Origin of the sequence: Stutzerimonas sp. R40042 (genome assembly GCF_026642215.1) — a bacterium.
In the GTDB taxonomy this organism is placed as follows: domain Bacteria; phylum Pseudomonadota; class Gammaproteobacteria; order Pseudomonadales; family Pseudomonadaceae; genus Stutzerimonas; species Stutzerimonas frequens.
This window is the reverse complement of record NZ_CP113258.1, coordinates 2,827,605-2,850,158: the sequence shown is the minus strand read 5'-3', so window position 1 is coordinate 2,850,158 and position 22,554 is coordinate 2,827,605. Positions and strand designations below refer to the sequence as shown.

Annotated in this window: 17 protein-coding genes; 5 read left to right on the top strand and 12 right to left on the bottom strand. The window is 62.3% G+C overall.

Annotation, left to right across the window (positions count from 1 at the left end):
* Positions 1-78: 78 nt before the first annotated feature.
* Both pap and OUY36_RS13340 read left to right on the top strand, forming a co-directional pair.
* Positions 79-1,578: a polyphosphate:AMP phosphotransferase gene (pap, locus tag OUY36_RS13345; RefSeq protein ID WP_125867867.1), complete on the top strand. Its 1,500-nt coding sequence runs from the start codon at positions 79-81 to the stop codon at positions 1,576-1,578.
* A 416-nt stretch (positions 1,579-1,994) separates the two neighbouring features.
* Positions 1,995-3,179 (top strand): thiolase family protein, encoded by a 1,185-nt coding sequence (locus OUY36_RS13340; RefSeq protein ID WP_063540500.1) that lies wholly within the window; start codon positions 1,995-1,997, stop codon positions 3,177-3,179.
* 286 nt (positions 3,180-3,465) lie between these two features.
* Here OUY36_RS13340 and OUY36_RS13335 read toward each other — a convergent pair whose 3' ends face one another.
* The 11 genes from OUY36_RS13335 to OUY36_RS13285 form a co-directional block, all read right to left on the bottom strand.
* A complete protein-coding gene (locus tag OUY36_RS13335) occupies positions 3,466-4,566 on the bottom strand; it encodes a polysaccharide biosynthesis/export family protein (RefSeq protein ID WP_267934640.1) in 1,101 nt (366 codons plus the stop codon).
* A 449-nt stretch (positions 4,567-5,015) separates the two neighbouring features.
* Positions 5,016-5,783, bottom strand: a complete 768-nt coding sequence (locus OUY36_RS13330; RefSeq protein WP_063540498.1) for a WecB/TagA/CpsF family glycosyltransferase — start codon at positions 5,781-5,783, stop codon at positions 5,016-5,018.
* Positions 5,776-6,651 carry a glycosyltransferase family 2 protein gene (locus tag OUY36_RS13325; RefSeq protein ID WP_063540497.1) on the bottom strand — a complete coding sequence of 292 codons (876 nt, stop codon included), beginning with the start codon at positions 6,649-6,651 and terminating at the stop codon, positions 5,776-5,778. Before OUY36_RS13325 ends, OUY36_RS13330 begins: the two co-directional genes overlap by 8 nt.
* Complete coding sequence (locus OUY36_RS13320; protein ID WP_102840264.1) at positions 6,611-7,864, bottom strand: hypothetical protein; 1,254 nt, start codon at positions 7,862-7,864, stop codon at positions 6,611-6,613. The genes OUY36_RS13325 and OUY36_RS13320 overlap by 41 nt, the downstream gene beginning before the upstream one ends.
* Before the next feature lie 44 nt (positions 7,865-7,908).
* Positions 7,909-9,159 (bottom strand): Coenzyme F420 hydrogenase/dehydrogenase, beta subunit C-terminal domain, encoded by a 1,251-nt coding sequence (locus tag OUY36_RS13315; RefSeq protein WP_152481405.1) that lies wholly within the window; start codon positions 9,157-9,159, stop codon positions 7,909-7,911.
* A gap of 64 nt (positions 9,160-9,223) precedes the next feature.
* Positions 9,224-10,456: an oligosaccharide flippase family protein gene (locus OUY36_RS13310; RefSeq protein WP_267934637.1), complete on the bottom strand. Its 1,233-nt coding sequence runs from the start codon at positions 10,454-10,456 to the stop codon at positions 9,224-9,226.
* 2 nt (positions 10,457-10,458) lie between these two features.
* A complete protein-coding gene (locus OUY36_RS13305) occupies positions 10,459-11,646 on the bottom strand; it encodes a polysaccharide pyruvyl transferase family protein (RefSeq protein ID WP_267934635.1) in 1,188 nt (395 codons plus the stop codon).
* Positions 11,647-11,664: 18 nt separating this feature from the next.
* On the bottom strand, positions 11,665-12,744 hold the full coding sequence (locus tag OUY36_RS13300) for a glycoside hydrolase family 5 protein (RefSeq protein WP_267934633.1): 1,080 nt from the start codon (positions 12,742-12,744) through the stop codon (positions 11,665-11,667).
* 129 nt (positions 12,745-12,873) lie between these two features.
* Positions 12,874-15,087 carry a polysaccharide biosynthesis tyrosine autokinase gene (locus tag OUY36_RS13295; RefSeq protein ID WP_063540491.1) on the bottom strand — a complete coding sequence of 738 codons (2,214 nt, stop codon included), beginning with the start codon at positions 15,085-15,087 and terminating at the stop codon, positions 12,874-12,876.
* 13 nt (positions 15,088-15,100) lie between these two features.
* Positions 15,101-15,538: a low molecular weight protein-tyrosine-phosphatase gene (locus OUY36_RS13290; protein ID WP_063540490.1), complete on the bottom strand. Its 438-nt coding sequence runs from the start codon at positions 15,536-15,538 to the stop codon at positions 15,101-15,103.
* A 157-nt stretch (positions 15,539-15,695) separates the two neighbouring features.
* The gene (locus tag OUY36_RS13285) at positions 15,696-17,123 is read right to left on the bottom strand and encodes an undecaprenyl-phosphate glucose phosphotransferase (RefSeq protein ID WP_133456746.1); all 1,428 of its coding nucleotides are present in this window, start codon (positions 17,121-17,123) and stop codon (positions 15,696-15,698) included.
* A gap of 376 nt (positions 17,124-17,499) precedes the next feature.
* Between OUY36_RS13285 and yegS the strand changes: the two genes are divergently transcribed.
* The 3 genes from yegS to OUY36_RS13270 all read left to right on the top strand — a co-directional run bounded on the left by yegS (position 17,500) and on the right by OUY36_RS13270 (position 20,325).
* Positions 17,500-18,414, top strand: a complete 915-nt coding sequence (yegS, locus tag OUY36_RS13280; RefSeq protein ID WP_267934630.1) for a lipid kinase YegS — start codon at positions 17,500-17,502, stop codon at positions 18,412-18,414.
* Positions 18,415-18,513: 99 nt separating this feature from the next.
* On the top strand, positions 18,514-19,446 hold the full coding sequence (locus tag OUY36_RS13275; RefSeq protein WP_102840270.1) for a chemotaxis protein CheV: 933 nt from the start codon (positions 18,514-18,516) through the stop codon (positions 19,444-19,446).
* A gap of 78 nt (positions 19,447-19,524) precedes the next feature.
* Entirely contained in the window at positions 19,525-20,325 is an 801-nt protein-coding gene (locus OUY36_RS13270; RefSeq protein ID WP_110776582.1) for an MOSC domain-containing protein, read from the top strand.
* A 36-nt stretch (positions 20,326-20,361) separates the two neighbouring features.
* On the opposite strand, the gene OUY36_RS13265 is transcribed toward OUY36_RS13270, so the two are convergent.
* Positions 20,362-22,284 (bottom strand): transglycosylase SLT domain-containing protein, encoded by a 1,923-nt coding sequence (locus OUY36_RS13265; protein ID WP_267934627.1) that lies wholly within the window; start codon positions 22,282-22,284, stop codon positions 20,362-20,364.
* Positions 22,285-22,554: the final 270 nt, after the last annotated feature.

The following is a 22,554-nucleotide window of genomic DNA, read 5'->3' as shown; positions in this document are numbered from 1 at the left end:
ATCTAGCTCTGCTTCTGGCTCGCTATCTTCGCGGTCTGCCTGCTAGGGTTGAGTGCATCACCCGGGACGGAGCCAGTAATGTTCGAATCAGCCGAAATCGGTCACGCCATCGACAAGGAAACCTACGACGCCGCGGTGCCAGAGCTGCGTGAGGCGTTGCTGCAGGCGCAGTATCGGCTCAAGGCGCAGGCGCGTTTTCCAGTGCTCATCCTGATCAATGGCATCGAGGGGGCGGGCAAGGGCGAGACCATCAAGCTGCTGAACGAATGGATGGACCCGCGGCTGATTCGGGTCGACAGTTTCGATGTGCCGAGCGACGAAGAACTGGCCCGTCCGCTGGCCTGGCGTTTCTGGAGGCGGCTGCCGCCGAAAGGGCATACCGGGATCTTCTTCGGCAACTGGTACAGCAAGATGCTCGAGGACCGGGTGCATGGCCGTATCGACAGCGCCGAGCTCAAACTCGCCGTCGCACGGGCGCAACGTCTGGAGCGGATGCTGTGCGACGAAGGCACGCTGATCTTCAAGTTCTGGCTGCACCTGTCCAAGGACCGGATGAACGCCAGACTCGATTCGCTGAAGAACGACCCCTTGCACAGCTGGCGCATCAGCCCGCTGGACTGGCAGCAGTCCAAGACCTACGACAAGTTCGTGCGCCACGGGGAGAAGATCCTGCGTTTGAGCAGCCGGGATTTCGCCCCCTGGTACGTGGTCGAGGGGGCCGATGAGCGTTACCGCAGCCTGACTGTTGGGCGGGTGATCCTTGAGGGGCTCCAAGCGGCGCTGGAGGTCGCGGAGCAACCCACCGCACCGATGTCCCAGCCGCATTCGGCGCCGCTTCAGGTCGATCTGGATCATCTGAGCCTGCTCGACAGCCTCGACCTGTCACAGAAGCTGAGCAAGGACGATTACCAGCAGCAGCTGGTGACGGAGCAGGCGCGCCTGTCGCAACTGCTGCGCGACCGCCGCTTGCGCAAACGCGGGGTGCTCGCACTGTTCGAAGGACACGATGCGGCGGGCAAGGGCAGTGCGATCCGGCGCGTCACCGGGGCGCTCGACCCACGCCTTTACCGCACCGTGCAGATCGCCGCGCCCACCGACGAGGAGCTGGCACAGCCCTGGCTCTGGCGCTTCTGGCGCAACGTGCCGGAGCGCGGCAAGTTCACCATTTTCGACCGCTCCTGGTACGGGCGTGTGCTGGTCGAGCGGGTCGAAGGCTTCTGCACGCCGGACGAGTGGTTGCGTGCCTATTCGGAAATCAATGATTTCGAGGAGCAGCTGGTGGATGGGGATGTGGTGCTGGTGAAGTTCTGGTTGAGCATCGACAAGAAGACCCAGCTCAAGCGCTTCAAGGAGCGAGAAGAGACCGCCTTCAAGCGCTTCAAGATCACCGATGAAGACTGGCGCAACCGCGAGCGCTGGGATGAGTACGGCCACGCTGTTGCGGACATGGTCGACCGCACCAGTACCGAGATCGCGCCCTGGACGCTGGTGGAGGCGAACGACAAGCGCTTCGCCAGGGTGAAGGTACTGCGGACGTTGAACGAGGCGTTGGAGGCGGCGATCGAGAAGGGGCGTTGACCGCGACCCTGTGACCGCGGAGCTGCCGGTGGGTTGTTCGCGGTCCGCTCCCTCACCTGGCCTGTTCCTGTCGTTCGTATTGTTCCTGTGGGCAAGAGTGATTCCGCTGCCTGTTATGCGTTAGGAACGATCCCTGATCCGGCGCACCACGCCTCTGCGGAAGCTGACTTGCCCGCGAATCTGCGAGGCCGCGGGTCAGGCGCTATGCGCTCACCTCGGGATTGCCGGCAAGCCTGCGCAAAAGGGTTGCCGGCCAGCGAGGCGATGGCCGTGCATATGCTTGCTGAATGGTCGTCGCCACGCTCGCGACGCCGGAACTATGCTCGGATCACCGTCCACCCAGCGGTCGTGGAACAATCCGTGCGCCCAGCGCCGTCATAACATCCCCGCGACCGCCTCGATAACTGAGGTATCCCATGCGTGAAGTAGTGATCGTCGATAGCGTGCGGACCGGCCTGGCCAAGTCCTTCCGCGGCAAGTTCAACATGACCCGTCCTGACGACATGGCGGCGCATTGCGTCGATGCGCTGCTGTCGCGCAACGACCTCGATCCGGCGCTGGTCGAGGATTGCATCGTCGGTGCCGGCTCCAATGAAGGTGCGCAGGGCTACAACATCGGTCGCAACGTGGCCGTGCTGTCACGCCTGGGCATCGCCTGCTCGGGGATGACGCTGAACCGTTACTGCTCGTCGGGCCTGCAGGCCATCGCGGTCGCGGCCAACCAGATCGCCTCGGGCTGCAGCGACATCATCGTCGCCGGCGGGGTCGAGTCCATCACCCTGACGCTGAAGAGCCGCAACACCGATCACCTGTTCAACCCGATCATCCAGGAGCGCGTGCCAGGCATCTACCACACCATGGGCCAGACCGCCGAGCTGGTGGCGCGGCGCTACAACGTCACCCGCGAGCAGCAGGACCTCTATGCCCTGCAGAGCCAGCAGCGCACCGCGCGCGCTCAGGCCGACGGGCTGTTCGGCGACGAGATCGTGCCGATGAACGTGCAGTACTTCACCGAGGACAAGAACACCGGCGAACGTACGCTGCACCAGGGCGTGGTCGACCGTGACGACTGCAACCGTCCGGACACCACGCTGGAAAGCCTGGCCGGGCTCAAGCCGGCCTTCGCCGAGGATGGTTCGGTCACCGCCGGTAACGCGTCGCAACTGTCGGACGGCGCCTCGATGACGCTGGTGATGAGCCTGGACAAGGCCATCGAGCTTGGCCTCAAGCCGCGTGCGTTCTTCCGTGGCTTCACCGTGGCCGGTTGCGAACCGGAAGAGATGGGTATCGGCCCTGTGTATGCCGTGCCGCGTCTGCTCAAGGCCAAGGGGCTGCAGATCGCTGACATCGACCTGTGGGAGCTCAACGAGGCCTTTGCCTCGCAGTGCCTGTACTGCCGCGACGCGCTGGGCATCGATAACGAGAAGTACAACGTCAACGGCGGCTCGATCTCCATCGGCCATCCGTTCGGCATGACCGGCTCGCGTACGGCGGGGCACATCGTGCGCGAACTGCAGCGGCGCAATCTGCGTTACGGCGTAGTGACCATGTGCGTGGGCGGTGGCATGGGCGCTGCCGGGTTGTTCGAGGCGGTGCGTTAACGCCATCGAAACCGTTTAGCGAAACGGGCCTGCTACCGAGTTGTAGCAGGCCCGTTTTTCGTTCGGGGTGAGTCCCGTGTGCTTGCTCAGCCGCTGCGGACTGGCGGGGGCGGTGGGGCGAGTGCCCCCGCCGATGGCGGCTTTGCATCCGGTTGCCATTGGATGCATCGCCTTGCAGGCAGCTTGTTGAAATGGCTGTCGCTGACATACGAAAAAGCCGCAGAGCATCGGCGATGACTCTGCGGCTTCTTTTTTGCCTGATCGTCAGGCGATCAAGCGATGCAGCTTAGCGGCCCAAGTTGTAGTCCGCTGCGGCACCGATGCCGATGACGTTGGCCGACGGCAGCAGCTGGCTGATGAAGCGGTTCCAGCGGGTGATGTTGGCCGGCCCGACGAACACGACGTCCTGCGGCTGCAGCGGGAAGTGCTTGGCCAGGGCAAAGGCGGTCGGCGACTTGGCGTTCAGCTGAAAGACCTTGGCCGGCTCGGTCATCATGTCTTCCGCGCCACGAATCACGTACAGCGCCTCACCATCGGCAGTCTCCTGACGAATGCCGCCAGCGGTGCCCACTGCATCCATCAGGTTCATGCTGGTGGCCTTGAAGGACAGGGCCTGCGGCAGGTTCACCTCGCCCAACACGTAGATCTTGCGCTGGTCGTTGTACGGCAGGTGCAGCTGGTCGCCGTCCTTCAGGTAAACCTGATGCAGCCAGGAGTCCGGACGGTTCAGCGAGTCGACATCGAGCATGTACTCGCGGCCGTCACGCTTGAGGGTCAGGCCAGTGAGGTCGGCCGTTTCGGTGTCCACGCCGGCCTGGCCGATGGCCTGGGTGATGGTCATCGGCGCGGTGGTGATCGGTACTTCACCGGCGGTATCGAACGCACCGGAGACCACCACACGCTGGCTGCCGAAGCGCAGGATCGAGACGTCGACCTGTGGGCTGTCGATGTAGTTGGTCAGGCGACGGGCGATGGTGGCGCGCAGCTCTTCGATGGTCTTGCCAGCGGCCTCGACGTTGCCGATGTACGGATAGAAGAGGGTGCCGTCAGGACGCACCAGACGACCGTTGGCGTCCAGCTGCTGCTGCGGGCCGGAGGGTGCAGTCAATTCCGGGTGATCCCATACGGTTATGTAGAGCAGGTCATTGGCGCCGATACGATAGGCGCTGGGCTTGTAGTTGAGCAGTTCCTGCTTGCTGGAGGTACCCATGTCAGAGGCCAGGTCGCCCTTGAGCATCTCCGGCGTGATGCGGATCAGCTGGACCGTGCCGTGCTCGGCTTCGGCGCCGTCCTTGAACTCATCGGGATCGAGATACTGGCCAGGGGCGAAGGCGCAACCCTGCAGCACCAGTGCGGAAGTAAAAGCAAGAGCAATAAATGGTTTCATGGGTTGTTCATCCTTGACGGAGTGGTTGTTGTTCAAAGAGTGAGACGGCTGGATTCACTGTTCTGCCTGAGGCATTCGAGTTGTTGTTTCGCCTTTCCAAGAGGATCGGAGTCATTACTCCACACTCCTCAGCGACCAAATCGGATCGGTAGCCAAAGTTTCTCTCCTTCCTGAATGTTCATCTCCTGCAGCTTTTTTATTTCAGCTACGCGGAAGCGTTATTGCTTTTCCTCCTGGCAGTAAGACTGCGGTTTAATTCGGCAGGGTTTAATCCTTTATTCGGTTGAGAGTAAGCCCCGCTGCCTTCTGCCTGGGACGCGCGACGCGCGTGGTTAGTTCGATGTTGAATTGCCATCGCGTCGCACTTTTCACAGTAGGGATAGACCGTCCCGGTCTGGCGGGGTTCATCGTGTTTCAGTGCAATTGCAGCCATTTTTTCGATGAATGACTCAACTGTCCTGCTTGGCCGGTTTGGCCTTGTCCATCCGGTAGCTCTTCTCCCGCATGAATGCCGGAACTATGAACAGCGCATCATGGGCGTAACGTTTTACCAATCGCTTGGGCTCGGAAAGCATCCTGTGCAGCCACTCGAGTTTGCAGTTCTGCATCCATACAGGCGCACGCTTAATACTGCCGGTGGCGAACGAGATGGATGCGCCGATACAGAAGCCCATGCCGGTTCGTTCGTGACCTTCGATGGAACTGGCGAGTATTTCCTGACGCGGTGCGCCGACCGCATAGAACACCAGTTCGGATGGGTGTTCGCGAACGAACTGCAGGGCTCGCTGCACTTCTTCCGGTTTGTTGATGAAACCCATGGGCGGGTTATGGTGGTACACCGTGATGCCAGGATAGAGCGCGCGCAATTTGCTGCATTCCTGTTCGGTGGCGCCGATCAGTACGATGCGCAGATGCTCGCGGTTGGCCCAGTCGAGCAGGTCCATGGTCAGGTCGCTGCCGGGAATGACTTCCTCGATCTGCACGCCGAGCCGCTGTAGCAAAGGCTGCAGGATCCGGCTGTCGCACAGGCGCAGGCGAGCCTTGGCGTAGGCCTCGCGCAGGGCAGGGTTGTCCTGCAGCTGAGCCAGGTGATCGACGTTGGGTGTCACCACGAACGAGTAGGGCTGCCTGACCCCTTCGCGAATGCAGTCCAGTAGGGCTGCCTTGCTGCCGGTATAGAAGTTCACACCGAACGCGTGGTTAGTCTGGTTAGACACTCATCGTTACTCCCTTGAATGCGCCCTTGATGCCGGACCAGGCGAGGCTGGGGTGGTTGTACTCCTTGATGACGGTGATCGCCGACAGGAAACAGGCCGACGCCAGTGCGAAACCCTGGCCGTAAAAGCGCTTGTTGAAACGGGTCGCCGCGCGATTGCGGTAGTAGTGATAGAAGGCCGAACGGCCGCCCGAGCTGAGCGAGCCGTAATGGAACAGGCGACTCTCGGGCACGACGCGGATCGACACGCCTTTCTTCTTCGCCTGGAACTGCCAGTCGACTTCCTCGGAGTACATGAAGTACGCCTCGTCCATCATGCCGATGCGGTCGATCAGCTTGGCCGAGAACGCCAGGCTGCAGCCCATCAGGTAGTCGGGCTGCTCGCTGTTGTTTGCCATGGCTTCGAGCGACTGGTCCTTGCCCAGTAGCTTGGCCTTGCCCAGCAGCGGGTAGAGCTTGCCGCCGCCGTAGCACTCCAGGCGCCCGGTATCGGCGCTGAGGATGACCGAGCCGACGAACTGGCGGTCGTTCTCCGCCAAGGCCGCCAGCAGCGGAGAGAGCGCGTCGCTGTCGACATAGGTGTCGTTGTTGACGATCCAGAAATTGGTCACTGGCAGGTTATCCAGCGCCCAGCGCAGCCCGTAGTTGTTGCCACCGGCGTAGCCGTTGTTTTCCGGGTTGGCCAGTACGGTCACGTTGTGTCGTGGCTGTGCCTCCAGCCACTGGTGGAACGCCACCACGGAGCCGTCCTGGGAGTCGTTGTCGATGACCACCACATGGTCGAGAGCCGGGCAATGAGCGAGCAGGCTCTCAACGCAACTGATGGTTTCAGTAGCTGCCTTGTAGTTGAGGATAAGCGCGACGTTCATGGATACGTTCCTGGCTGCGAAGATGACGGGCCCTTAGGGCATGAATGACGAACAGCAATGCGAAAACCGGTTGGCCGTATTCGAAGAAGCCGTTGAGCGGCCAGATGACGAAGAACGCCAGCATGGTCGCGTAGATGAAGGTCATGTCGCTGGCGATGTTCTTGGCAATGCGGTGATAGACGAACAGCGTCATCGGTACGATCAGGAAGGTGAGGAAGCCGAAGCGGAACAGCGTGCCGATGATGCCGACGTCGGAGAGGAAGAAATGCTCTCCGAAATAGGGAATGAAGCCGTCCTGCCACATCAGCGATAGCGAACCGCTGGGCAGCCAGTTGACCTGGTCGAGGTGAGCGAAGATCGCGGCGATGGTATGGGAGCGAGCGCCGTCTTCCACACTTTCCAGGGAGCTGTCATAGAACTCGACGTTGAGGCCGAGAATCTCCAGCAGGCTCGGATAGAAATAGAAGGGCGATAGCAGAATCGCCAGCGAGGCGGCCCAGATGACTGCCTTGGCGCGCAGGCAGAACAGGGTGAAGGCCAGGCACAGCACGATCAGCTGGCGGGTCTGGGTGGCGAACACCAGCGTCAGCAGCAAAAGTGCGGCGATCACAAGGTAGAAGGTCTTGCTGCGAGCAGCGCCGTTAATGGGCGAGGCGCCCTTCGACCAGATCTGGATGCAGTAGAAGTAGCCCAGGCAGAGCAGGTAAGGGCCGATCGACGAGCGGTCCGGGCGGTCATCCGAACGAACTTCCGGGCGCATGTCGGGAATCACACCGAACTTGAAGCACCAGGAGAAGAACGCAGCGGCCAGTGCCGCATAGAGCAGGGCGCGCTCGAACTGCAGGGTGCTGACACGTTTGCCGAGGAACAACAGGGGCGCGAAGCCCAGGCAGAACAGTACCCTTCGCTCTTCGATGAGTCCGAAGACGATCGGTTGGCCATAGGTGAAGTAGGCGAAGACCGCCGGCATCAGCAGGAAGACCACTGTGCTGTACAGGCAGTAGTACATCAGGATGCGAAACTCACGCGGGGCGTCTTCCGCCGAGGCCAGCAACAGCAAAATGGTGAAGATGATGCAGACCGCGAGATACGCCTCGTTCAGCCCCTTGATGCCGTAGGGGTTGTGCGGGCTGTCACCGAACACGGAAAAATGCAACACGATCGCCAGGATCAGCAGCGGAAAAAAGAAGAAGCGTGAGGTGAAATTCGTCATCAACCTGAGTCCTTAGGTGTTGGTTCCCTGAGCGCTACGGCCTTTCATGCCGTCTCCAGCGCTCGCTTCTTGATCTTCTTGCGCCGCACCAGCAGGCCGGTGAACGCCTTGAAGCTCTGGTAGAACCCGATTTCCCTTGCCCCTTTGCCAAGCTCGAAGCCTTTGTACGCCGGGGTCTTGAGCATCAGCAGCTTCATTGCCAGCAACCGCGGCAGGATCGTCGTGCGGCGGTAGTACTGAAACGGCTGGATGGCAAAGATGCTGCCGGTATCGAAAGCCTCGGCTTTGACAACGCCGGCAGCCTCCGCGTTGCGAAAAAGTTCGCGACCTTTTGCAGTGCGTACCAGAATCAGCGAGTTGCCCTCGCGCTCCTCGAACGACGGATAGCCTTTCTCGTCGCCTTCCCAGCCATCGGCGCAGACGATGTCGGCGAACTCACCGATCCCGTCCGGGCAGATCTTGCAGCGGGTCTGCAGGTGCCGGTTGAGCACCTTTCCCCAGGAGTCGTTGTAGGTCATGGTGCGCTCGTCGCCGTTCTTCAGCGTGGCCTTGGTCAGCCCCGGCCAGCCGTCACCGCGGTACCGGAAGGCGGTGACGTCCTCGCGCTCGACTTCCAGTTTGTCCAGCACCTGCTCGGTGCCCTGCAGGCTCGGCGTGCCGGCGCACATGAAGGAGACGATGTAGGGAATGTTTTCCTTCAGCCGCGGGTTGTGTTGCTGCATCTGGCGCACCGCGGCCACGTCGCAGGGCTTGCCGATGAACAGGTATTTCTCGGTGGACATGGCGACCCATTTCAGCGCTTCACCCGGGCTGGCCGGCGCATAGCGCGAGCCGGAGGAGGCGATGACGTTTTGCCGCGAGCGGCTGATGGTCGCGACGTTCTCCAGCGGATCGGTGGTCGAAGCCTGGATCTGGATCACGCCATCGACCAGCTTGTGTTCCAGACAGTACTGCGCCAGGGCAGAGATCACGCCGCCGGAGGAGCCGGCCTGGCGGATCTCGTCATCAGCGGCGTAGCCCTTGAGCGTGTCGAGAATCTCGCCCCAGATCGGGTGATAGTTCGCCGACTTGTACGGGCGGATGTCCAGGTTCAGTGCCGGGCAGGACTTGGCGAAGGCCGCGCTGGTCTGTTCGCTGGCCACCGGCTTGTCCTGGTACTGGCTGTTGAGCACCGGGCGGTGATAACCATCACCGGTCAGGCGAATCTTGATGGCATCGTCCTCGGCGACCGAGCTGCACATGCCGCAGCCACTGCACAGGTCGTTGTTCAGTACGCGGTTCAGTAGAGCTTTCATACCTGCCTTCCCTTGAGCGGCCGGTCGAGCGCATGGCGTGACCGGCAGTATTTGACGAGTCCGGTCATGCGGGCTGGCGCCGCTTGCGGTAGATGGCGAGCACCGCATAACCGTAGATAACTGTCAGGACGACCATGCCCAGAGTGGACACCCAGGGGGCCGCCTGTATTCCGTGCGACGGAATGAAAATCCAGTAACAGAGCACCGTGATCACGCCCGAGGCGATGATCCCGAAGGTACGCAAGAAGCCCGTGCCCATGGCCATCAGCTGCACACCCAGGCCGGCGGCGATGAAGCGCGCCGCGGTGAAGCAGGCGAAAGCCAGCCAAAGGGTGTTCAGCTCGGCGTACTCGGCGCCGAGGAAGTAGTCGGTGAACAGCGGGCCGATGAAGAAGAACGCCAGGGCGAAGATCAGTCCCATGCCGGCGTATTCGCCAAGGATGCGCAGGCCGTAGCGGGCCAGCCCGGCGGTCTTGTTGTGCAGCTGGTAGGCGAAGCGCGGGATGTGCACGCTGGCCAGCAGCACGCTGAACGGCACCGCGCCCTGGATCAGCCGCGAGCCGGCGAAGTAGATGCCCGCCGCTTCGCGCCCGGCGAGGTGGTTGACCAGGATGACGTCGAGCTGGGCGAAGATGTTGGTCGCGCCGCTGTCCACCGCGAAGCTGGTGGAGGATCTGAAACGCTCGCCCAGCACCTGCCAGGAGTTGCGCAGGATGCCGCCCAGTTCGAGGATCTTCGACAGCGCGTGCAGGGCGAAGGTGGCGTAGATCAGGCGCGAAACCAGGAAAGCGAGGCCGATGGCCAGTACGTCGTTGCGCAGCAGGATCGCGGCGCCGATCAGGATGAAGTGCACCAGTGCCGTCGCGGCCACGATCTTCGTTTCGCGATGGAACTGGCCGATGCTGCGAAACACCGTCAGGCCGAGGTCGCCGTAGGACGAGGCCAGGGTGCCGAGCAGGAACAACACCGCGGCAAAGCGCTCGGTGGTGTGCAGGTCGAGGACGAACAGGATGATCGGCAGCAGCACGATGCAGGCCGGCCCTACCAGGACGGACTTCGCCGCCAGGCTGGCGGACATGATCTCGCCCGCGCGATGGCGTTCGGCGCCGATGTCGCGCAGCGCGCGCATGCCGAAGCCGTAGTCGGTCACCAGGGCGACGATGGTCGACCAGGTGATCACGATCGAAATGAAGCCGAAATCGCTCGGCCCCAGCGTTCGCGCGAGGATCAGCAGGGTGCCGAGCTGCACGGCGGTGCGAGCCGCCGTGGTAACCCCCATCAGGGCGTGATCGCGCATGATTATCTCTGATACGCGGCCTGGGGCTGGTGCAGGCTGGCGAGGATCTGTTCCAGCGCCACGCTGTAGGCGTCCAGCTTGCGGCGGATGATCGCACCGCTGGCGGCGACTTCAGTCTTGAGCTGTTCACGGTTGTCCAGGTGCGACAGAACCAGTTCCAGTGCGCTCTCGGTATCCTCGGTCTTGAGGTCCACCACACGGTGGTAGTCGAGCGACTGATAGAGCCCGGCGAACTTGCGGCTGTAGGCCAGCGGCACGACCGGTACGCCGGCGGAGAACGCGCCGATGGTCGCGTGCATGCGTGCGCCGACGAAGAAGTCCATGCCGCTGATGTAGGACTTGGCCTCGATCGGCCCCTTGAAGCGTGGCGCCAGCTTCAGCTCGGGATACTGCTGCTGCAGTTGCTGGGACACGGTGTAGTCGTCCTCGGCCGGGAAGCCGATCGGGATCACGTGGGGTACCAGATGTACTTCATGGCCGCGTTCGAGCAGCGTGCGGATCAGCCGGTCGGTCAGCGACTTGTAGTCGGCACGCAGGCCGAACTGATTGGCCGTGCCTTCGTATCCGCCGTGATGCAGCAGTGCCGAGACGCTGAGGCCGACAGCCAGCTTGCTCGGATCGCGCTGTTCGCTCTGGCGCTCGAAGGGCAGGGCGAAGGCGACGTCGATGACTTCGTCGCGATTGGGGATGTTCAGCTGCTTGAGGACGTCGAACGACTGGTGGTCGCGGGCGAACACCATGGTGCTCTTCTTCATCGCCCAGGCCGAAGCCTTGGTGCCCCAGTCCGACTTGAACGGGCCGATGGTCTGCGGCGAGAGGATCAGCGGCACGCGACCGCCCAGCGCCATGCCCTTGCTGACCAGCAGCTTGATCAGGCGCTTGGCCCCGTAGATGTCGGAGAAGCTGTCGCCTTCGCCGATATCGAAGACCGCATCACAGGAGCTGATCGCCTGGTAAAGGCCGTGGGGATTCTTCAGCAGCGCCTTCTCGTTGAACTCGATGAATTCGTACTTGAAACGCTCGGTGGACGGCGGGTAGTCGCAGGGGCCGGACGAACCGATGATCAGGAACTCCGGGGTGATCCCGCATTTACGCGCGGCCTCGTCGATCAGCAGCATGTTGGAAATGCTCAGGGCGCCAACCCCGAGGTTGCCGGATGAGAACGAGTGCCATAGCAGTCCGAATTTCATGTTCGAGTCACTCCAGAATCAGTCAGCGGTGTGCGCGGGTGTAGGGCCAATGGCAGTGCAGTCGTTCGCCAGGTGTTTGCGCATGAGCTCCATCTGAGGACGGTCCTCGCCCTTGCGCGGCTCGATTGCAAGCTTGTAGGTGCCCCAGCCGGGGCCGCCGGCCCAGTAGGCGCTGGGTACGCAGTTGTCATTGAGGTAGGCGAGCAGGTTGTCCATGGCGACCGCCGCTTCGGGCAGGTCGTCGGGAATGCCGTATTCGCCGAGGAAGCCTTGCTGGCCGTGTTTCTTCAGCCACTCGATAAAGGGGCGAGCGCGCTCGACGCCGATCATCGGGTCGATGTCGCGGCTGGTCTGCGCCATGTACTTGCCGGAAAAGTCCTGATCGAAGTACAGGTGGGCTTCGTAGACGATGCGCTCGGCCGGGTCGTTGATCAGGAAGTTGGCGTTCACCAGCGGCCAGTGATAGGCACTCGACCAGCGCTCGCCCTCGACGAAGATCAGCGTCTGATCATCGACTTCGCGAATCGCATCGACCGCGGCCTGCGCCGCGCCTGGCCAGAGGCCGACGGTGCCGTGCGGCTCGTTCATGATGTCGTAGCCGAGCAGGCCGCGGTGACCCTTGAAGCGCTTGGCCAGTTCGCGCCACACCGATGCGTAGGCTTCGTAAGGCACCTTGCTCGAGCCGATCAGCTCGCCGTGGTAACGACCGTAGTTGTGCATATCGAGAATGACCTTCTGGCCATTCATCGCGGCCAGATCCAGGGTCTTCTTCAACAACCGGATCTGGTCGAAGTTCAATCCATCGTCCAGGGAATGTTGAACCCGCTCCCAGATGAAGGGGAAACGGATCAGTTTGATCCCCTGATCGGCGTAGTACTTGAAGTGCTTCTTTTCCGGATAGAAGTAATGGGTACCGTTCTTTCCGGGGGTGATATGGGGCGCGAAGCCGGCACCGGACAGGTTGACCCCCAATAACGCGAGGCCGTCATCGCCCTTCGGCCAATCGGCGGCGCAGACGCCCATGGCCGACAGCGCGGCCGTCAATCCCAGGGCCAGTCGCGTAGAACGTCTGGCGGGCCGGTTGGGGTGTCTGGTCATTAGCTAGCACCTATCTTCAGGCAAAAAAACGTCTACTGACGCGCTTGGTCAGTTGCAAAGGCAGAGGAAGAATGCGAACCGGTGGGTTTGGCATGGCGACGGGATAACCGTCGCCATGCGGCTCACCTGTTATTTGGTGCTGGCGTATTCGTACTGGTAGTAGCCGTACTCGCCATAGGTGGAGGCCTTGCGTACCACGGCGTTGAATATCACGCCCTTGACCAGCAGGCCGTTCTGCTCGAGACGACGCTTGGCCGCTTCGATTTCCTTCAGGCCGTTGAGGCCATAGCGGGTGACCATCAGCGTGGTGCCGGCTTGGCTGCCGACCAGAGCGGCGTCGGTGACGGCCAGGATCGGCGGGGTATCGAAGATCACCAGGTCGTACATGTGGCTGATCTCCTTGACGAAGCGCGAGAAGTTCTCGTGCATCAGCAGTTCCGACGGGTTCGGCGGCAGCTGGCCATGGGTGATCACATGCAGGTTGTTGAGCTGGGTCTTCTGGATGGCATCGAACAGGGTGATGCGGCCGGAGAGGATGTCCGACAGACCCTTGTCGCCATCGCAACGCATGACCTTGTGCAGGTAGCCCTTGCGCATGTCGGCGTCGATCAGCAGCACGCGCTTGCCGGACTGCGCGACCACGGCTGCCAGGTTGGTGGTGACGAACGACTTGCCCACCGCCGGGCTCGGGCCGGTGATCATCAGCACGTTGTTCTTGGCCTCGATCATGGCGAAGTGCAGGCTGGTACGCAGGCTGCGCATCGCTTCGGTGGCCAGGTCGGCGGGCTCGTTGATGGTCAGCAGGTAGGAGGCGGTGCTCTTGTCCCGCTTGAAGTTGGCCAGGCGTTTTTCCAGCGCGGCCTGCTTGTCGGTGAACGGAATCGAGGCATACACCGGGGTGCCGGTACGCTCGATGTCTTCCGGATTCTCCACGCCGCGCTTCAGGGCTTCACGTACGTAGACGAAGGCCGTGGCGAGCAGGGCGCCGAGCAGGGTGAAGACGATCACCACTAGCGGCTTGTTCGGCTTGACCGGGTTCTCCAGGTCAGCTGCGGCATGGTCGATGATGCGCACGTTGCCCACGGTGCCGGCGCGAATGATGTCCAGCTCCTGGGTCTTGTTCAGCAGCATCGAATAGGTTTCCGAGGAGACCTCGACATCACGGTTCAGGCGCAGCAGCTCCTGCTGGGTGGAGGGCAGGGTGCCGATCTGCTTCTCCAGCTCTTCCTTCTGCATCTGCAGCTGGTTGATCTGGTTCATCAGTGCCTGGAAGTTCGGGTGCTGACGGGTGAAGCGGCGCTCCATCTCGGTGCGCTTGAGGTTCTGCTCGGAGATCTGCTTTTCCAGATCGACGATGCGGTCGAGCACCGACTGGGTCTCGGCGGTGATGTCCACCGAGCCGGACCCGGTCTGGTACTTGTTAAGAGCGGTCTGTGCGGCTTCCAGCTTCTTGCGTACCGCTGGAACTTGCTCGTTGAGGAATTCCAGGCTCTGCGTGGCTTCGGCGGCATTGCGTGCAACGTTCTGCTCGACATAGAGGTTGGCGACTTCCTCCAGCACACGAATGGCATGGGCCGGGTCCTGATCCTCGAGCGTCACGTTGACGATGCCGGACTGCTTGCCGCGCTCGGCGGCCGAGAGACGCTGCTGATAGCTCTCGGTGGTGTTGTAGGTCCGGTTCTTGATCACGGTGAAGGTGGTGCCGGGGCGTGCGTTCAGCTCGGCCACGGTAGCCCGATAGTCTTCGTTCTCGACCGGCTCGCCAACGATGCCCTGGATGAGCACTTCGCCATCTTCGTCACGCAGGATGAAACCGTTGTTCTCGGCCGCCTCCAGGGTCAGCTCCTTGCCGTGCATCTTGTCCGGCACTTCCAGCTGAGTGACCTTAAGTGTCTCGCCACCCCAGGCGTAGCCGCCCAGCCCGGCCGGATGCCAGCCCAGCTCGCCTTCCTCGCTCGGCTCGAAACGGCGCGCCATGAAACCGCCAATGATCGGGAAGTGATGCGGCTTGATGATGATGTCGAGGTTCAGGTTGCTCACCGCGCCACCCACCACCGAGCGCGACTTGAGCAGGGCGATTTCCGTCTGTGCGGGCGAAACCGGCGGGTTGGTGTTGACCACGTCGGTCAGGCTCGGCAACCCGTTCTTGGGCTCGATCTGGATCATCGCGCTGGCCAGGTAAACCGGCGTCGCGAGCAGCGCATAGGCGATCCCGAGCGCGGCGAAGAAGCCAGTGATCCCGAGGATGAGCACGCGGTTGTTGATGAAGGTGTCAAAGAGGTGGGCCAGATCGATGTCCTTGTCCTCTTTGGTTTCATAGATTGGGCGGGGCATGGTTGTCATCGAAGTTCCTTCTTCATTTCAGGTAAGGAAGCCAGCTCTCGACGGATTTCGTCAGGAGATTGTGGACGTGTTCAAAAGCGGGTTTGGATTGACGGTAGGGGTCCGGAATCTCCAGATCGTCTTGCCATTTGCCGATGAGAAACGTTTTGCCATGCACCTCGGGTGCGATCTGGCGAAGATGCTGTATATGGCTATGCTCCATTGCCAGGATCAGGTCCGCCTCGTGCAACATGTGGCTGTCGACCTGGCGCGCGCAGTGGGCCGGAAATTCCAGTCCATGATCCTGCAATACTTCATGAGCGGTTTTGTCCATGGGGTTACCTACTAGTGCACCAATGCCTGCCGAACTGATCGTCAGGCCCTGGTCGCCGAGTCTGTGCAGGAACAACGCCTCGGCCGTGGGGCTTCGGCAGATGTTTCCGACACAGACGATCAAGATGTTCTTGAACATGCTGTTCACCCTCGCGGCCGCGTATTCGCAGCCTCCGGGAAACCCCCCGGGGTGAACGAAAATGAGATTTTTGGGAGCATCATTAGTTCCGTCCTGTCACGCGCCTTGAACGTGACTTGTTCCAGTCTTTTCAGCGCTGCGCGGGTGCGCTCGCCGATCAGTACACGTCCTTGTTGAGCAGCAGGGCTGGCGGGGTGCGTACGAGGATGTAGAGGTCGAACCAGACCGACCAGCGCTCGATATAGTCGAGGTCGAACTCGACCCGCTTCTCGATCTTCTCCAGGGTGTCGGTTTCGCCACGATAGCCGTTGATCTGGGCCCAGCCAGTGATGCCCGGCTTGACCCGGTGGCGTGCCGAGTACTCGGCCACGGCGTCTTCGAACAGCACGCCGGCGGCCTTGGTCGCGGTCGCATGGGGGCGTGGGCCGACCATGGACATGCTGCCGAGGAAGACGTTCAGCAGTTGCGGCAGCTCGTCCAGGCTGGTCTTGCGGATGAAGCGACCGACGCGGGTGATGCGGTCGTCGCCGCGCGTGGTCTGGCGGTCGGCATTGGCATCGGATTTTTCGTGGTACATCGAGCGGAACTTGAAAACCTCGATGAGGCGGTTGTTGTAGCCGTAGCGTTTCTGCTTGAACAGCACCGGACCGGGCGAATCGAGCTTGATGGCCAGAGCGATCAGCAGCATGACCGGGGCTGCGGCGAGCAGCGCAATGCTGGAGATGACGATGTCTTCCAGACGCTTGAAGAACGGCGACCAGCCACGCAGCGGCAGATCGGAGGCGATCAGCGTCGGCAGGCCGCCGACCTCGGTGATGCGCTTGTCGGCGTGACGGAAGGCGACCATGTCCGGCACCAGCAGGACGTTGACCGGCAGCTTGCGAAGCTCGGCGATCAGCTGGCCGATGCGGCTGTCGGCAAACCAGGGAAGGGCGACCAGCACCTGGGTGACCTTCTCTTCACGAATCATCTGTTCGAGGTCGCGGGTGTTGCCCAGCAGTGGCAGATTGGCGAGCTGGTTTGGCAGGCGCTCCAGGCGATCATCGATGAAACCGAGCACACCGGTGCGGATGTCGCGGTTGTGCTGCAGGTATTCCGCAACGCGCATGCCGTTCTCCGTACCGCCGAGGATCACCGCGTTCTGCAGGAACATGCCGCGGGCCATCAGCCGGCGGAACAGCGCGAGCATAGCCAGGCGCTCGGCGCCGAACAGGACGGCGCTGGTGAAGAACCAGAACGCCAGGTGCTGGGCGTTCAGGTAGCTGAACAGTCCCATGCCCTGGTGCATGAAGATGAGGAAGCTGAAGGCCGCCGCCCAGGCGACGAACATCACGCGGAAGCGCAGCAGTGTGCTGAACACCTCTTCGCTATAGATGCCTACCGTCTGGAAGATGATGATGCTGAGTACCGCGAAGAACCCGAGAAAGGCACTGAACGGACCGGTCGCGGGAAGCTCCAGAAACGCCAGCAGCAACAGGCCGGGCAGGATGGCTGTCAGGCCATGGATCAGGCGGACACTGGCCAGGAAGTAATCGACGAAACTCGGGTGAGCATATTCAAGGGTTCCAACAGACTGTACGCGCATACAAGGCTCCATCCTCAGCTCAAAGCTGGCTCAAATCTCGAATTAATCGCCGCGGTACGCGGGGGGTTGATAGCAGGCCGCCATCGCAACCGTGATCGGGACTCCTGCTCCGACCGTGCCTCTCAGAATGAGTTCAGTACTAGCCAGCCGGCTGCCAGAAAAAGGACGCTTTTCACTCGAGCGGCGCAAACAGCTGTTTTGCAAAGGTTTTATCGAAGGCGGGAGGCGGGCCAGGGCTGGCGTGGCGGTGCTGGGCCGCTGACCGGCGGCACGATTGATCGAACATTTGGATTAATACCGCTGCGCTTGGCACATACAACTTCGGCCCCTGTGCCGTGTCTGAAGCAGCGGTGTATCTGCGAAGGGAACTACTGTCATGAGCGACGCCAAGGCGCTGCTGATATTGCATGGGAAACAGGCGCTCAATGATGAGGTGCGTGAGGCTGTACGGCAGCAGCGTGAGCTCGGCTGGGAGCTGGCGGTACGCGTGACATGGGAGGCGGGCGATGCACAGCGGCTGGTCCGTGAGGCGCTAGCCGCCGGATACCCGATCGTGATCGCGGGAGGCGGTGACGGCACGTTGCGTGAGGTCACCGAGGCGATGCTCGAGGCGAACACCGATGCCAGCCTGGCGCTGATGCCGCTCGGCAGTGCCAACGACTTCGCCAGGGCTGCGGGCATTTCCCTCGATCCGTTCGAGGCGCTGGCATTGCTGGATGAGCCGCCGCAGGCGGTCGATGTTGGCGAGATGGATGGCCAGCCATTCGTCAACATGGCCACCGGCGGCTTCGGTTCGCAGGTCACGGCCAGCACGTCCGAGGAGCTCAAGCGCTTCCTCGGTGGCGGCGCCTATCTGCTGACCGGCCTTACCCGCTTTTCGGAAATCCATTCGGCGCGAGGTCGCTTCAGCGGCCCGGGTTTCGACTGGGAAGGCGATTTCCTCGCCCTTGGTATCGGCAATGGTCGGCAGGCTGGCGGCGGTCAGCTGCTCTGTCCGCAGGCGACCATCAATGACGGTCTGCTCGATCTGTGCATCGTGCCTGCCCCGGCGGATACCGTCGGCACCCTGGGGACCCTGCTCAGCGGGGGACTGCTGGGCGTCGATGCCGTGTCGGTGAGCGCGCGCGTCCCTTGGCTGAACGTCGAGGCGCCGAAGGCAATCGACATCAACCTCGACGGCGAACCGTTTTCCGGCGCCACTCTGCGTTTCGGCGTGCGCGCCGGTGCGTTGCGCATGCACCTGCCGGCGGATTCGCCGCTGCTGGTGCGCCCCGATGCCGGCCCGGCGTGAGGGCTGCGGTTGGCTGGCTGAATTATTGTCCTTGGCGCTTAAAGCCAGGCCGGATACGGCCGATATGTGCTTTACGATGTTTTCCCAAGGAGCCTGGATATGGCCGGCATACTCGATTCAGTCGATCAGCGCACCCGACTGGTGGGGCAGAATCGCTTGGAAATTCTCATGTTCCGGCTCGGTGGACGGCAGAAGTTCGCCATCAATGTGTTCAAGGTGCAGGAAGTCGTCCAGCTACCGAAGATGACTCTCATGCCGCATCGACACGGCTCGGTCTGTGGCGTGGTCAATCTGCGCGGCCAGACACTGCCGGTCATCGACCTGTCCCGTGCCATCGGCCTGCGACCGCTGGTACCGGATGAGCGCAGCACCATCATCGTCACCGAATACAACCGCACCGTGCAGGCATTCCTGGTCGGCGGTGTGGACCGTATCGTCAACCTGAACTGGGATGAGGTGATGCCGCCGCCGAGCACCGCCGGCCGCCAGCATTACCTGACCTCCATCACCAAGGTCGACGACGAGCTGGTGGAAGTGATCGATGTGGAGAAGGTGCTGGCCGAAATCGTGCCCTACGACACCAGCATCTCCGCCGAGCGCCTGGCCGATCCTATTCTCGAACGAGCTCGCGGCCGTGAGGTGCTCTGTGTGGACGATTCCACCGTTGCCCTGGCGCAGTTGCGCGAGACCCTGAGCCAGCTCGGCCTGAAGGTTCACACCGCCAGTGACGGTCTGAAAGGCCTGAACATGCTCAAGGCTTGGGCCGACGCCGGTGAGGTGCTGACCGACAAGCTGCTGATGGTCTTCACCGACGCCGAGATGCCGGAGATGGACGGCTACCGGCTGACCACCGAGATTCGCCACGATCCGCGCCTGCGCGATCTCTACGTAGTGCTGCATACCTCGCTGTCCGGCAGCTTCAACCTGGCGATGGTGCAGAAGGTTGGTTGTGACAACTTCCTTTCCAAGTTCCAGCCGGAAAAGCTCGTTGACGTCATTCAGGATCGCTTGCAGCAGGGCAAAGACGCCTGACCGATCGACACCGGCCCGGCGGCTGAAATCCGCCGGGCTGCCCTGTATGCTGCTGTGCTTTGGCCCAGGAGGCGCAGCATGCATCTCTCCTCGCTTTATCGCTTTCCTCTGAAATCTGCCGCTGGCGAAGCGTTGCAGCAGTGCCCGAGCGATGCTCTGGGTCTGCTCGGTGATCGCCGCTGGATGGTCGTCGCGGCCGGGACTGGTCGGTTCCTGACGCAGCGCGCGGTGCCACGCATGGCACTGCTGCAAGCGCACTGGCAGAACGAAATGACCCTGCGTCTGGGCGCGCCGGGAATGCCGGAGTTGCTCGTGCCGGTGCCGGACGATACGACGCTGCGCTGTGTACAGATCTGGAACTCCAATCCGGTGGTCCCCGATGCCGGCGAGGCCGCGGCGACCTGGCTGTCAGAAGCGCTTGGCCAGGCCTGTCGGCTGGTGCATCTGCCTATCGACGATGGCATCCAGGTCGATCTGGATTACGCGCGGCTGGGCGAGCGCACGGCGTTCAGTGATGGTTTTCCTTTTTTGCTGATCGGACAGGCGTCACTCGACGATCTGAGCCGCCGCGTCGGCCGATCGCTGGAGATGCTGCGTTTTCGGCCGAACCTGGTGGTCAGCGGTGCCGAGCCCTATGCCGAGGACCGCTGGAAGCGCATTCGCATCGGTGCTCTCACGTTTCGCGTGGTCAAGCCCTGCTCGCGATGCGTCATCCCCACCCTCGACCCGCTGACCGCCGAGCGGGCGGCCGATCGGGAACCGCTGACCACGCTGTTGAGCTATCGCAAGGGGCCGGGTGGCGTCTTCTTCGGGCAGAACCTGATCGCCGAGGGCTGTGGCGAGCTGGCGGTCGGCATGCCGCTGGAGGTGCTGGAGTAGCACGCCTGAGCTGCGTTGCAGCGCAGGCCTGCTCGCTCATTGCGACTCGAAGAAGCGTTCGTGCCATTCCACCAGTGGCTGTGGTGAGTTCAGCTTCTGTCCGTAGATCACCGAGTAGGTCAGCACGTTCTGCACGTATTGGCGGGTTTCGTCGAACGGGATGTTTTCCACCCAGACATCGAACGACAGATGTTCGGCGTTACGCAGCCATTGTCGGACACGCCCGGGTCCGGCGTTGTATGCCGCCGAAGCCAGGACGCGGTTGCCGTTGAACTGGCCGTAGATCTGACTCAGGTAGGCGGTGCCCAGCTGGATGTTGGTGTGCGGATTGAGCACCTGCTGGGTTGAGGCCAGCGGGATGCCGAAACGCCTGGCGGTCTCCTTGGCTGTGGCGGGCATCAGTTGCATCAGGCCGGTGGCGCCGACGTGCGAGCGCGCATCGGACATGAATGCGCTTTCCTGGCGGGTGATGGCGAACGCCCAGCTCGGATGAATCTGCCGGGTCCGGGCGGCCTGGACCAGCGCGCTGCGATGAGCCATGGGGAAGCGGATGTCCAGGTCGTCCCAGTACTGGGCCTGGCTGATGGTGCGAATGGCCGGGAAATACCATTCCTTTTCATAGGCAAGCCGCGCCTGGGCCACCAGTTCGTCGCGACTGAACAGTCGGCTGACGTGATACCACTCGCGACGGCCATCGACGATCTGGCCGCGATCGTGAAACTCCAGCGCGCGGCGGATGCCTGCGGTGTTGCGTACCTTCTGCACGACTTTAGCGTCGAGCGCCAGCGGCTGGTGGTTGAGTTTGTAAGGCGCCTGGATGCGATCGGCCGAGAGGAAACCGTAGAAGTCGCGCTCCTGTGCCACCGGCTTGTAGAGCAGGGCAGTCTGCTTGCTCTCCGGCTTGGCGAGTTGCAGGCTACGCGCCTGCCAGTAACGCCAGCGATTGGTGTTGGCCAGTTCGTCGGGGAAGCGTTGAGTCAGCCGGTAGGCTTCGTCCCACTGTCCCAGGCGCAGGAGCAGGCGTGCACGCCATTCGCTGACGGTATTGTCGCGAAGCTCGGGATCGTACTCGGCCATGACCTTCAGGGCGCGGCTATCGAAGCGCTTGGCGAGCGTCAGTCCGACCTGCCGGGCGATCGCGACCTTCTCGTCGCTCGAGAAGGCGAAGCGACGCGCATAACTGTCGAGCAGGTTCAGCGCCTGTTCCGGGTCCTGTCGCGCCAGCCGACGCAGGCCGATCGAGACGACATCGGCCATGGCCGCGCTGGTCGAGGCGAAACGTTCCGGCTGGCGAAGCATCTGCGGTTTCTGCGCGACATCGATCATCAACTGGCCTTGCGCCTGCAACGTCGGCAGCCGCTTGACCAGATAGCTGGCGACGCCGTAGTTGCCACTCTCGACCGCGAGCTTGGTGCGCTTCCAGCGCCGCTCCTCGGTCAGCAGTCCCTTGGCCTGCCAGAGCTCGAACACCGGGTCGCAGGAGTTGTGCTGGGACTTGCCGACCAGCCAGAGACGCTCCACGGCAGCGTCGGCGCCCGGCAGGTCGTTGCGCAGCTGGTATCCGGCGAACAGACAGTCCAGTTCCGTGAAGTTCATCTTTGGGTCGTAGTGGCGGACGTAGGTCTGCCAGTCGCCGCGGGCGGCCAGCAGCCGCAGCCAGCGCAGCTTCATCCAGCTGATCTGCGGCAGGTCGCCGTGCTCGGCAAGGAATTTCTCGACTTCCTGATTGCTGGCGCTCTTGAGGCGGTTGGTCAGCTCGTCGTAGGCGAGGTACGGCGTCAGGGGATAGTCGCGCAGGGAATTGAGGTGACGGCGATAGGGTCCACTGTCGCCTTTGGCCAGGGCCTGCTTGGCCTCATCGTAATACTGGCGCTGCTGGCTGAGGGTGGCGGCGGACGCGTCCAGGCCAAGAGTTGCAACGAACAGGCAGAAACACAAACTGGAGAGTCGGCCGCGCATGGTACATCCGTAAAACGGGGGCTTCGGATAACAGGCGGCGTGCTGTGCTGGGGGGGGGGCTCAGGAACGGCCTGCTGCAGCAACTAGCTTAGCGTGCCGGATCGGCCAGTTAAACGCGGTTTAAGCTCTGGAAACAAACAATGGCGGACTTCCGACGAGCGTAGCCTCCAAACAGCGAAATCGCCGTTTCGCTGAGGGGTGCACACGCGTCGTCGAAGGGGGGAGCAGCCAATGTGATCGGGGCCCAGCGAGCGGCATCTGCTAGAATGC

What these genes read in the sequence shown, in the direction of transcription:
- OUY36_RS13315 (WP_152481405.1), bottom strand. Translation starts at nt 9,159, where the DNA reads ATGAAAGCTCTACTGAACCGCGTACTGAACAACGACCTGTGCAGTGGC.
- OUY36_RS13265 (WP_267934627.1), bottom strand. Translation starts at nt 22,284, where the DNA reads ATGCGCGGCCGACTCTCCAGTTTGTGTTTCTGCCTGTTCGTTGCAACT.
- OUY36_RS13270 (WP_110776582.1), top strand. Translation starts at nt 19,525, where the DNA reads ATGCATCTCTCCTCGCTTTATCGCTTTCCTCTGAAATCTGCCGCTGGC.
- pap (WP_125867867.1), top strand. Translation starts at nt 79, where the DNA reads ATGTTCGAATCAGCCGAAATCGGTCACGCCATCGACAAGGAAACCTAC.
- OUY36_RS13290 (WP_063540490.1), bottom strand. Translation starts at nt 15,538, where the DNA reads ATGTTCAAGAACATCTTGATCGTCTGTGTCGGAAACATCTGCCGAAGC.
- OUY36_RS13285 (WP_133456746.1), bottom strand. Translation starts at nt 17,123, where the DNA reads ATGCGCGTACAGTCTGTTGGAACCCTTGAATATGCTCACCCGAGTTTC.
- OUY36_RS13295 (WP_063540491.1), bottom strand. Translation starts at nt 15,087, where the DNA reads ATGACAACCATGCCCCGCCCAATCTATGAAACCAAAGAGGACAAGGAC.
- OUY36_RS13335 (WP_267934640.1), bottom strand. Translation starts at nt 4,566, where the DNA reads ATGAAACCATTTATTGCTCTTGCTTTTACTTCCGCACTGGTGCTGCAG.
- OUY36_RS13325 (WP_063540497.1), bottom strand. Translation starts at nt 6,651, where the DNA reads ATGAACGTCGCGCTTATCCTCAACTACAAGGCAGCTACTGAAACCATC.
- OUY36_RS13305 (WP_267934635.1), bottom strand. Translation starts at nt 11,646, where the DNA reads ATGAAATTCGGACTGCTATGGCACTCGTTCTCATCCGGCAACCTCGGG.
- OUY36_RS13310 (WP_267934637.1), bottom strand. Translation starts at nt 10,456, where the DNA reads ATGCGCGATCACGCCCTGATGGGGGTTACCACGGCGGCTCGCACCGCC.
- OUY36_RS13320 (WP_102840264.1), bottom strand. Translation starts at nt 7,864, where the DNA reads ATGACGAATTTCACCTCACGCTTCTTCTTTTTTCCGCTGCTGATCCTG.
- OUY36_RS13340 (WP_063540500.1), top strand. Translation starts at nt 1,995, where the DNA reads ATGCGTGAAGTAGTGATCGTCGATAGCGTGCGGACCGGCCTGGCCAAG.
- OUY36_RS13275 (WP_102840270.1), top strand. Translation starts at nt 18,514, where the DNA reads ATGGCCGGCATACTCGATTCAGTCGATCAGCGCACCCGACTGGTGGGG.
- yegS (WP_267934630.1), top strand. Translation starts at nt 17,500, where the DNA reads ATGAGCGACGCCAAGGCGCTGCTGATATTGCATGGGAAACAGGCGCTC.
- OUY36_RS13300 (WP_267934633.1), bottom strand. Translation starts at nt 12,744, where the DNA reads ATGACCAGACACCCCAACCGGCCCGCCAGACGTTCTACGCGACTGGCC.